The sequence below is a fragment of the Alteromonas sp. W364 genome (genome assembly GCF_031846205.1).
GTDB classification, from domain to species: Bacteria; Pseudomonadota; Gammaproteobacteria; order Enterobacterales; family Alteromonadaceae; genus Glaciecola; species Glaciecola blandensis.
In genome coordinates, this window is sequence record NZ_JAVRID010000006.1 from 57,676 (window position 1) to 69,698 (window position 12,023).

At 43.6% G+C, this 12,023-nt stretch carries 9 protein-coding genes; all 9 read right to left on the reverse strand.

Going from position 1 to position 12,023, the window contains the following annotated elements; all coding sequences use genetic code 11:
* Positions 1-473: 473 nt before the first annotated feature.
* The 9 genes from RM556_RS10940 to ileS all read right to left on the reverse strand — a co-directional run bounded on the left by RM556_RS10940 (position 474) and on the right by ileS (position 12,015).
* Positions 474-947 carry a type IV pilin protein gene (locus RM556_RS10940; RefSeq protein WP_311362723.1) on the reverse strand — a complete coding sequence of 158 codons (474 nt, stop codon included), beginning with the start codon at positions 945-947 and terminating at the stop codon, positions 474-476.
* Positions 948-5,033, reverse strand: coding sequence for a PilC/PilY family type IV pilus protein (locus tag RM556_RS10945; RefSeq protein WP_311362724.1), 4,086 nt, complete (start codon positions 5,031-5,033; stop codon positions 948-950). It lies immediately after the preceding gene.
* Positions 5,034-5,043: 10 nt separating this feature from the next.
* On the reverse strand, positions 5,044-5,607 hold the full coding sequence (locus tag RM556_RS10950) for a pilus assembly PilX N-terminal domain-containing protein (protein WP_311362725.1): 564 nt from the start codon (positions 5,605-5,607) through the stop codon (positions 5,044-5,046).
* Entirely contained in the window at positions 5,604-6,464 is an 861-nt protein-coding gene (locus tag RM556_RS10955) for a PilW family protein (RefSeq protein WP_349254662.1), read from the reverse strand. The genes RM556_RS10950 and RM556_RS10955 overlap by 4 nt, the downstream gene beginning before the upstream one ends.
* Entirely contained in the window at positions 6,464-7,114 is a 651-nt protein-coding gene (locus RM556_RS10960) for a prepilin-type N-terminal cleavage/methylation domain-containing protein (RefSeq protein WP_311374593.1), read from the reverse strand. Before RM556_RS10960 ends, RM556_RS10955 begins: the two co-directional genes overlap by 1 nt.
* Before the next feature lie 185 nt (positions 7,115-7,299).
* On the reverse strand, positions 7,300-8,241 hold the full coding sequence (gene ispH / locus RM556_RS10965) for a 4-hydroxy-3-methylbut-2-enyl diphosphate reductase (protein ID WP_311362727.1): 942 nt from the start codon (positions 8,239-8,241) through the stop codon (positions 7,300-7,302).
* 1 nt (position 8,242) lies between these two features.
* Positions 8,243-8,701 carry an FKBP-type peptidyl-prolyl cis-trans isomerase gene (fkpB, locus tag RM556_RS10970; protein WP_311362728.1) on the reverse strand — a complete coding sequence of 153 codons (459 nt, stop codon included), beginning with the start codon at positions 8,699-8,701 and terminating at the stop codon, positions 8,243-8,245.
* Entirely contained in the window at positions 8,691-9,191 is a 501-nt protein-coding gene (gene lspA, locus RM556_RS10975; protein WP_311362729.1) for a signal peptidase II, read from the reverse strand. Before lspA ends, fkpB begins: the two co-directional genes overlap by 11 nt.
* Positions 9,184-12,015, reverse strand: a complete 2,832-nt coding sequence (gene ileS / locus RM556_RS10980; RefSeq protein ID WP_311362730.1) for an isoleucine--tRNA ligase — start codon at positions 12,013-12,015, stop codon at positions 9,184-9,186. The genes lspA and ileS overlap by 8 nt, the downstream gene beginning before the upstream one ends.
* Positions 12,016-12,023 lie beyond the last annotated feature (8 nt).

A 12,023-nucleotide genomic window follows, 5' to 3' on the forward strand; every position in this document is an offset into this window, starting at 1 on the left:
ACCTTCTCCATGTATTCAAGCTGCAATATGCACAAAACCTTCATCAGATTCACTCACCTCATACAATACACTTCAAATACCACAAGCTAGGCCCAGTATTCATAAGCCATTATGGTCTGCACTACACGCATCGTAAGCGCTAGTGAAGAAAGGAGACTTCCCTTAGCGCGAAAGCGAACTGTGTTAGCCGATACAAAAAGCATCGTTAGTAGGGATTATGATTGCCGCTAAACAGATGCGATTAAATCGTCTTGCCGCGCATATTTCATCGCTTGACGAAGTGCCTAGTCCCAACGATGATTGATTAGCGCTGCTGTCGCTTACACGATTGATTTACTCACTCGGAACAGACGTTAAAAGGCTTGGATTAGCGGATTCAGTTAGTGGAAAGAATGACGATTGTTTTCAGTCAAAAAAAAGGTTTAGACTATTTGCCTAAACCTTTTTTGTCATATTGTTTGAATCAAGCGCGCTTAACAGCTCCAGCAATACTCATCGCTGTCGATGCTACCGTTATTGTTCTCATCCCAAGCTTTTCTGCCATCACTAAAGTAATATATAGCACCCGTACCGTCTGCAACACCACCTGAGGTAGGTGTCGCTTTCAACCGATACGTGAGTCCATTCGCTGACATTGTTTCAATAATCAAGTCGTACTTTTTGCTCGTGGCCGGTTCAGAGCTTGGACTGTGCTGGGCAAAAATAGTTGGTTTACCCGTATTCGCTCCGCCAGCAGCAGCCCCTTTATATGTGTAGCTCGATGCATTGTGCCGCTCCATCGCTGTTGCAAATGACATCAAATCAGCTTGAGCAGTACTTCGAGCCGAGCTCGCGATAATGCCTTGATAACTAGGATAAGCAATGGCGCTAATGATACCGATGATTGCGACTACAATCATCAGCTCAATTAGGGTAAAGCCTTTACTATTTTGACCTATTTGTTTCATTTACTGACGCTCCACTTCGGTTTTCCAAGTATTTTTCTGGACGCGCTCAAACTTACCATAGATGTTTCGTGCTAAACATTCAAAGTCAGAGCCACAAGATTTAATTTCGCCATCTTCATCAGTTTCAATAACGGCAGAAACACACTCTGCACCTAAACAAACCACCGGCTTAACAATATTCTCGATTAGAATCTTTGTATCGGGCGCGATGCCTGTTTGCTTTAACTGAGCATATCGATCTGACGCATCTTGTTCGTCATTATCATTCAAATCCTCTACTGCGTTACCGTCAACTAAGTTGACTAAGTAAGCACGACTATTTCCAGTTGGTGGTGCACACGCACTGGTGCTAGCACTGGCTGGCAAATAAGTAGTAAAGAAAACTTGATAGTCTAAGATCAATGGCGAAGCTAACACTTTTTCGCCACCACTCGTCAAGCGCACAAACCAGCCGCTTTTCGACGCAAAAATGGTGTTTTGCAATGCACGCTCTTCATCATCTTTACTAGTTAGCAGGTGATCAGTCGCATCATATAAACTGCTATTGCTGATAGCTGTCGTTGGGAAGGTGAATTTGTCAAACTCATCTCTAACGAATACTCCATTATCTTTGATCATGTAAAAATTATCTTGAATTTGTGTATTCAGAGGACCGGCTCTGAAGCCTGAACCAATGGCAACAGCATAATAATGCTCATCAACCGTTGAGATTTCTGACACATCAGGTGCGTAATAGAATCGTCTATTATTCTCAGCATCATCAGCACCGAGTTGAGCAAGCAATTGCCCAGACACTAAATCACTTCTCGCTTCACCATTATAAATGTCCAAACGGAAGATTTGACCACCCATATCTGCGACATACATGTGGTCAGCAAACCCATCGTTGTCACGATCGATAACTGATATACGGGCTGGGATACTGTACTTCATATCTGTTAACACTAGGTCGGCATTTTCTTTACCCGCTGACCATAGTAGATCGCCGTTTTCAGCATCGATGATATACACAGAGTTACCAACCACGTCGTCGCTGCGTTCAGCCTTTGAGTCTTGGTCTGGATCGTAACCCCCACCAATAATGACCACATTCTTGACGACATCGCCGATCCTAACTTTAGTAATCGTTGGACGTGACCATGATTGCCCCATATTAGCGAAGTCACCTTCACCACCATTTATTGTAAATACAATCTTCGGATCGTCTTTCGCGGTCACATCAACAACGTAGTAGTTATTTCCACCTCTACGCATGCCGATATAGATGTACTTTTTACCCTCTACTTCACGGTAAACCATGTCACCATCAAGACCATAGATATGATTAAAGCTACTGGCATTTCGATAAAATTCATTTAGGTTTTTGAGCAATTCTCGAGGAATAATCGAGAAATTCTCTTCACCCGTTTCAGCATTGAATGAGTGTAAGAAACCGTGGTTAGTTGCAACAAATACAGCACTTTCAGTTGCACTGTAGTTCACGATGACTGGCTGCGAATGGATAGGATCACCCATCTCCATTCTTACATCGATTACAGAACCATCGCCGTCATCATCTCTAACGTCAACACCCCGCGCCCACTTAAGCACAGTTTCTCTGGTGCCGATTGGATCAACGTCCGGATTAAGGTTCAAGTCGCTGTTGTCTATTTCCAAGTTGGTTTCAATCAACTGGTTCTTAGGAATCATGACTGAACCTGTATCATCAAAGAAATAGACTTTACGCACCAAATCCAAACGACTTGCAGCACCACCTGAACGCACATCGTTGCCGTCAGGACTGGCAGACCAGAATGAATGAGAGTTCTCGCTGAAGAAACCGGAACCACTGTCTACCGCATCGGTACCGTTCTTATCTAATACAGTATCACCACTGATTTTGTACTTCTTCAAATTACCAGGCCATTTTGAACCCTCAGATGGCTTAAACAAAGCGAAATAGAGCTCGTCCCTATGGGTTAAGCGATTCAATTGGTTTACGGCCACACCTGGCGAAACAAAGGTGGCATTCACATCTTTCACGTTTCTGAGAATCGTTTTAAACGCTTGCACCAAATCTTCGCTGTTGTCAGCTTGGTAGAAACCTCCGCCGCCTTGCAATGCAAGTTGATTAAGGAAAGTATTTGCGTTGTTGTTTGCAGCAAATCCGATCGTATGCGTAACAACTCTGGCATCGATAACGGACTCACTGGCGTCACTTAAGTTCTTCACAAGGTCCACGCCGCACTTCTCTCCACCGTTTCCTGAACAAGAGGTTCCGAGAAGTGACTGGATTTCGCTAACACTGTGATTGTTATTCGCTTCACCATCAGATAATAACACGACATGGTTGTTAACCTGACACTGTAAATCGACGACAGGTGAAATGTATTGTGCACCCTCTGGAATATATTCCTGAATACAGTTCCAACTATTTAAATTATCTTCCGTACAACCTGATGGTCGCACAGCATCATCACCAATGTATGATGCTCTATGACTGACTCTCGTGCTACGTCTAACATTATTGTTAACACCACTTTCACCACGCTTACGGCCCCAATAGACTTCATTGCCTCCGAAGTATTGGGCGGATTCATACAGCGTATCTACAATCGGTGTGTAACCATTGGCGTTCAATTCATCAACTTTACTCACCAAGTGTTGTCTTACAGTGGAAGACGTTCCTGGCGTCGCATTACCCTCAAACTCAACAACCAATCGAGCAGCGCCAGATGGTTTCCCGCTAACAGTATACCCTCCGCGTTTTGAATAAGAGAAATCGGATAGGATAAACATCATCTTATTACCCGTTCTCCATCCGCTGCGATTAACCGTCGTTTGCACGATGTTTTTTATCGAAGGGCTTTGGTAATCTCTATCTTCAACCCAAGTTGGAATATTTTCCCAGTTGACAGCAGCTGTCTTGCTTTTATTACGCTGCATGTAGCGATAATATGGACTGAAGTCGTTTGGATGATCTTCATTTACGCCTTGGATCGTCATTCTAGCGCCGCTAGAAGTGTAGGTATTGTAAGAAGTAAACTCGAGATATGCGTTGAGGATATTTGCGTTTTTGGGGACATTGACGCCAGAAAAACGCAGCCCAATATAAGCATTAGAGCTTCTATGGAAAGTCAGCTCGCTACCCGTTGATTGATAACCATTCCACTGCTCTTCGGCATTCTCACCATTGGTAGATAATTGATAGATTTGACGTTCACGCATACAGCCCGTTGCCGTGCTTTCATCATAGTTAACGACAAGTTGAGGTGTTCGACCAATACCTTCTTCAAAGCCACTGACTTTACGGTTACTGGAGCTAACCGAACTTGAACCTTCAATGATGATGTTAAGGTCGTTCCCCCCACACCAATCACCGCGATTCACTACTTCCTGAATAACCGCAGATAAATCGGGTGAGTTTATCCCTTCGTCTGATAGTGGAAAATCATTATCGGTGTCCCAAGTGACTTCAGCACCGGTGGTGCTTCTATTAGTAATATCTTTATCTTGGTTTTTGAACGCTTGCGCATCTCCCGTCGCCTCAGCTTTGAAAACCATGCTTGCTTGAGATGTATTGAGTCCTTTGGAAGTAAAACGAATATATGCATTCGTAATAACCGCACCACGAGGGATCATGAGCTCTTGATAACGCAAACCTGTATGCACTGTTTGGGTGCCTTTGGTAAGCTCTAGCTGATTCGTTGTCAGCTTAACATCTTCATCGACTTCATATGCGTCATCGCTACCATCAACAACAGGAATAATCAGTTCTGGCGCTACTGGACTATCGATGTCTCTTACCGGAAATAATATTGGTCCACCATAATCAGAAAAACGCATCAAACCGGCATTGATATTGGTTGCTGAACGCAAGGTTTCTTTCAATGCGTTTTGAACACGAAGCATTCGGGTTTGAGAAGTACCATCTTTACTGCCCATCGAGCCGGAGGTGTCCATAATGAATAATACATTAGGATTGTAGGTGCTGGATGTTCCTCCTGTACCTAGATATATTTCAAGATCGTCGCCAAGCGCGCTCATGCTTACCATAATCGTAAGGAAAAAAGCGCTCGCTGAACTGGTCCATCTTTTAAGTGACATGATTCTTACCTCACTGTGATGCTGGCGCAAAAACGGCTGCGCTCATCGTGTTAGCAACTGCATAATTGCTACCAGAGATTTGGCCGCAACCTCTGACTAAGAAAACGTGACAGCTAATATTACTGCCACCGATGACGTTACTAGAGCCCCTGCAGGCCTCTTCTCTAATGAAAGCACTTTTAGACCAACTGGTGGTCGTAGGGTGTGTTCGAAAATTACCTTGGTCGACGTGCATTTTGCCTCGCGTTAGACCGTCATTCGTTATGAAACGGTCTATACGATCATTATCAAAACAACTGAGTTCATCATTGGCTAAATCCAAGGCATTTATTTGTCGCGCTTCAGATAAAGGATCTGACTTAAGAGGATCAGCTAACAAAGACTCATCTTCTGATTCATAAACCACGCCTGCTAACGCGGCTTCTGCCGCGTCGAAAGCAAAGGATTTCCTTTCCATTGATGCCGCCATTTTAGTTTGCATCATACCGCTAGATACCGAGGCGACGCCGAGAATTGTCAATGACATTAGCACTAATAGTGCAAATACCATTACGAGACCGCGCTGCTGATTCATGCTCCACTCCTTACAAAATTTTTCATATTTCTTAGCGTTATTGTGGTTTCAAAAGCTTTATATAAGCCATTATCACTGACTGTAAAACTGTCTTCGTTTAATAATTTAAATGAGGCCTTTTGATCAACCGTTATTTCACTATCACCTTTAACAACGACAGCTAACCTAAGAGCGACAATAGATTGACCGTCATTAATTGAGTTTTGGATCCCATCAGCAGTAATAAATCGAATTGGAATTGCAGACCCTTGAGTACTTTCTAAATCAGTAATACCGTAGGTGACTTGAAAACTAACAACATCGTCGAGCAAGGTAACCGAATTATGAGCATTATGCCCCTCGGCTGCTTTTAAGCCTCTTAAGTAACGTCCATCAAAACCTGTACATTTCAATTTATTGTCGTCGACAAAGTACTCGTTTACTACGTAAAACTCTTCTTGGTCTGGATATCCTAAGGTGTAACCACGACAATCCTGAAAGCCTTGCAAACTGACAACCAGTTTGTCACTCGCACCATCAATGCCTTGCACTGAACCAAGCTGGTTACGAACCGCAAACTTGCCTGGCAGGATGATAGGGTTATTGCGGACGAAAACATTCTCGTTAACAATATCAACATCGTTATTGAGCTGTGGGCTCAATTGGTCATAAAGCCCTACCATGAGCATTTCGCTGCGCAAACGATTGATGATGTATCGACCACTTTCTTGGGTAGATGCAATACCTCTGTTTAGCTTCTCTGTGACTTGGTTACTAACCATCACCTGAACTACTGCGCCAGCAATTATTAAGCCGAGCGCCATGGATATCATGATTTCAACGAGAGTAAACCCTCGTTGCTGTTTAGAGCGTTTAATCACAGTGCAACCTCCACTACGACACAATCGTTATCGTCACCTGTAGAAGCGTTGCAAGCCGCATTTTTTACTTTATTGTTGTTCTGCCAATTTTTTGCAGGCCATGAAATAATCACTTCGTGAATAGACCCTGCAGTGCATAAGTCTGTATCTCCAAGGTCTTTGTCTTGTGAACACTGCAAACTGATTCTTGCGTTTGGATTTGTCATGACGGTTGCGCAAGACATTTGGTGAGCATCAAATTCAGCTAACTGGGACGCCGTGCAATCGCCTGTTTGACAGTTAGGTACCGACACCGGATGTGTTTTGCAATAGCAATCATAGGGTAAACCACCACCTACACACGACAAATTTTCAAAATTATAAATATCTTCATCAAAATAGGTGTTGTCTACCACAAAACCATCAGTGATATCTGATGGGATGGCGTTTGCGCTTAAGCGCTCCCCAAACTGTTGAGCGATGAAAACGGCTTGGGTACGATTTAAGGCATCGGCGTTAGAGAACGAGCCGATAAACTGCAAAGACGCCACACCTAGCAGACCTACGGACAGAATGAAAAGAGTGACGAGCACTTCAATCATGCCGATCCCGCGCTGTTGGCGTATCGCTTGAGCTGTGTTTCTGCCTTGTCTATTACTTGCCTTCATACTCATTCACATACTATTTTTCCATGGCATCACTTTAACGCAGCATTGGTATGAATTGGTTATTTTGTATGAGTCTAAGGTATTAAAAAGAAATAACTACTGAACTTAAGGATTGTTTACACGTGTATTAAAGCAAAGCCCTTATTGATAAAGGGCTTCAACGGGGTAGATTTTAGCTTCGTTGCTTAAAGTTGAACGACACGTAGCTCTTTTGGCACGGCGAATTCAATACTTTCTTCACGACCGGGTCTCTCGGTCGATTGAACAGCGCCCCAGGACATGAGTCTATCAACCACACCTTGCACTAAGACCTCTGGTGCTGAAGCGCCAGCGGTTACGCCAATCTCACTCACCGAATCCAACCATTCCTTTTGAATACAGTTGGCATCAGCAATCAAATATGCCTTCGCCCCCATTTTCTCCGCTAATTCTCGAAGACGGTTAGAGTTAGAGCTATTTTGAGCACCTACAACTAATAGCACGTCGCATTCTGAGGCAAGCTCTCTTACTGAGTCTTGACGGTTCTGAGTCGCATAGCAAATATCATCTTTGCGAGGACCATCGATTCGTGGGAATTTTTCCCGCAAAGCTGTGATTACGTCGGCAGTGTCGTCAACAGATAAGGTTGTTTGACTGCAATAATATAGATCATTTGGATTTTTGACCTCTAACTCAGCCACATCTTCGATAGATTCAACTAAATAGATGCCGCCTTCGGCACTGCTATATTGTCCCATCGTACCTTCAACTTCGGGATGGCCTTGATGACCAATCAATATGCACTCAGCGTCTCGCTTGCTTGCACGCATCACTTCCATATGGACTTTCGTTACCAATGGACATGTCGCATCAAACACCTTCAAACCTCTGGCATCAGCTTCGGTTCTGACCGCTTGTGAAACACCATGGGCAGAAAAAATCACAATGGTGTCATCAGGCACTTCCGCTAACTCATCCACAAATAACGCACCGCGCTCTTTTAAGCCGTCAACCACGAATTTGTTGTGCACAACTTCGTGACGCACGTAAATAGGAGGGCCAAACATTTCAAGCGCACGCTCGACAATAGTGATCGCGCGGTCAACACCGGCACAAAAGCCTCTTGGATTCGCTAAGTGGATATGCATATTAGTCAGCTCCAGCGTTCTTCACATCAATAATTTCAACATCGAATGTCACGTCTTGCCCTGCTAATGGGTGATTGAAATCGACCGTCACAGAATGGCCTGCAACGCTTCTGATCACGCCAGGTAGTTCGCTACCATCGGGTTGAGCAAATGCAATTATCATCCCTTCTTCTACAGGTGTATCTGCAGTGAACTTAGTTCTGTCTACATGATAAATGTTATCCGGATTTGGCATACCAAACGCATCATCAGCAGCAAGTTTAAAAGCCTTCTTATCGCCGATAGTCAGGCCTCTTAAGCAGTCCTCGAAGTTTTTTGTCAAGCTTCCGTCACCCATGACCATTTTGGCTGGTTTATTATTAACACGGGTACTATCAGCTGCTGAGCCGTCTTCTAGTTTTAGGTCAAAATGCAAAATAACTTCGCTATTGTCACCAATAATAAGTGCGCTATTTGTCAAGTTCGTTAGCCTCTTTGTTCTTAAACATATCTATGATCAGGAGCACCGCTCCGATGAAAATAGCTGAGTCAGCTATGTTGAATGCGGGCCAATGATAGGTCCCATAATACAAGTCAAGAAAGTCAATAACGTAGCCATGCACCATTCGGTCATATACATTTCCCAAAGCGCCGCCCAAAATGAATGAGAAAGCTACCGGCAGCAGCTTTTGCTGCTTTGTTGTTGCTTTCAACCACCATAGGATCAAAGCACTTACACCTAAGGCAATAGCGCTTAAAAAGTAACGTTGCCATCCACCAGCATCATATAGGATACTAAATGCAGCACCGTAGTTGTGGACATAAGTGAAATTGAAAAATGGCATTATCTCAATTGATTGATATAAGCTCATGCTATCTACAACGGCATACTTGCTCCACTGATCAAAAATAAAAATAATCAGTGATATCCATATAAAGCGCAAGCCCGTTTCTGTTAACAACTTAGGCATAATGGCGCACTTCCCCTTGTCCATCTACGTTATCAATACATCTGTTACACAGTTCAGGGTGTTTAGGATCGGAACCGACGTCTTCTTTGAAGTGCCAACATCTCGAACATTTTTCACCATCTGCTTTAAGCACGTCAACAAACACTTCGTTATCGCTCAAGGAAACAGCCGTGTCAGTTTTTTCAGATAATCCTTTTACTTCAGCCTCTGAAGTGATTAATACAAATCGTAACTCATCTTTTAGCTTTGCTAATGCCTCTGCTTTTTCTTCAGTGACATACAAAATCACTTTTGCTTCAAGAGAGCCGCCAATCACTTTTTCATTCCGCGCTTTTTCTAAAGCACTGTTCACTTCTGCTTTTATCGTCATTAATGATTGCCAAAACGTATTGTCGAAACCACTATTTTGTTGCTCGGTTTTTGGCATACCCTCATACCAAGTTCCGGTGAATACAAACTCTTCACGTTTACCCGGCAAGGCTTCCCAAACTTCTTGAGCGGTAAAGCTCATGACCGGCGCCATCCAACGAACCAAGGCTTCCACAATATGATAAAGCGCAGTTTGGCAAGAACGACGAGCCAAACCGTCGGTTTTAGCGGTGTATTGTCTATCCTTTATGATATCAAGGTAGAAACTACCCATCTCAATAGAGCAGAACTGCATTAAGGTTTGGCAAACAACCAAAGTATCGTATTGCTCATAACTACTCAAAATCTGTTTTTGAACTTCTGCAGCTTTGGAAACAGCCCATTGGTCTAAGGCAACCATATCTTCAAATGGCACCATGTCCGTTTCCGGATTGAAACCATTGAGATTTGCTAACAAGAAGCGACAAGTATTTCGAATGCGTCGATATGCATCTGCTGAGCGTTTTAAAATCTCATCAGACACCGTCATTTCACCTCGGTAGTCTGTTGAACCAGCCCATAGACGCAAAATATCTGCACCCAGCTTATTCGTGACCTCTTGAGGAGCAATCACGTTACCGACAGACTTCGACATCTTTTTACCTTGTGCATCTACGGTAAAACCATGAGTAAGCACTTCTTTATATGGCGCATGGCCATGAATTGCAGTAGATGTCATTAACGATGACATAAACCAGCCGCGATGTTGGTCAGAACCTTCTAAATACAAATCGGCTGATGCAGGTATATCGTCTCTTTTATCAACGACAAAGTAATGAGTCACACCCGAATCAAACCACACATCAAGAGTATCAGTGACTTTTACGTAATTGTCTGCATCATCACCAATAAGATCTTTTGCATCGATATCCCACCAAGCTTGAATACCTTTGGTTTCGACTTCTTGTGCTACTTTTTCGATAATGTCTGCAGTGTTTGGATGCAATTCACCAGTCTCTTCGTGAATGAATAAGGCAATTGGTACACCCCAAGTGCGTTGGCGAGAAATACACCAGTCGGGTCGCCCTTCAACCATACTCTCAATGCGGCTTTCACCCCAAGCTGGAATCCATTTCGTTTGATGAATTTGCTCGATTGACTGTTTACGCAGGCCGTTTTTATCCATACTGACAAACCATTGTGGTGTTGCGCGGAAAATAATAGGCGATTTGTGGCGCCAGCAATGCGGATAGCTGTGCTCATATTTCACATTCAGCGCCAACGCATTTTGCTCTTCTAAGGCAGCGATAATATTGTCGTTTGCTTTGAACACGTGCTGGCCAGCGAACAACGGTGTGTTATCTAAATAAACACCGTTGCTGCCAACGGGGTTATACACTTCAATGCCATACTGTTTACCAACATTGAAGTCATCTACACCATGAGCGGGTGCAGTGTGGACACAACCCGTACCGGACTCAGTCGTTACGTGCTCACCCAAAATTAACGGCACTGTTATTGGGTTGAGAGGATGACTAACTGTTAGGTTTTCTAGCGCAGCGCCAGTAAACGAGGCAAGAACGCGATAGTCTTCAATACCGTAGCGCTTCATTGACGCATCAACTAGGTCGGCGGCTAAAACATACTGCTCGCTACCGCTTTCAAGTTGTACCTCAACGAGTTCATAACTTAGTTCGGGATGAAGGCTAATTGCGCGGTTTGCAGGAATAGTCCAAGGCGTGGTTGTCCAAATAACAACAGATGTTTTTTTACTATCCAACACACTCTGTTCTACGCTCATTGCTTTTGCATAAGCAGCACTGTCGACTAAGCTAAACTTCACATCAATCGCTGGAGACACTTTATCTTTGTATTCTACTTCAGCTTCAGCGAGCGCTGAGCCACAGTCTGTGCACCAATGAACTGGCTTAAAACCTTTCTCCAAATGGCCTGATCCAACGATGTCGCCTAACGCACGGATGATGTTTGCTTCAGAACTGAAATCCATCGTTTTATACGGGTTTTGCCAATCACCTAGCACGCCAAGACGAATAAAGTCTTTGCGCTGACCATCAATTTGACGCTCAGCGTAAGCTCTGCACTTTTCTCTAAATTCGGCGACTGACACTTTCTTACCGGGTTTACCGACTTTTTTCTCTACCATTAATTCAATCGGTAGCCCATGGCAATCCCAACCAGGCACATAAGGAGAATCGAAGTCGGAAAGCGTCTTAGATTTGATGATAATATCTTTTAGAATTTTATTAACTGCATGGCCAATGTGGATATCACCATTCGCATATGGAGGACCATCATGCAGGATAAAAGGTGTTTTACCAGCTTTTGCTTTTCTGATTTGCTGATAAAGCTTTTTCTCAGTCCAGCTTTTCAGCATTTGAGGCTCTTTATTGGCCAAATTACCACGCATTGGAAAGGCCGTTTCAGGCAAATTTAGCGTTGGTTTATAATCAGTCATATCTGGTT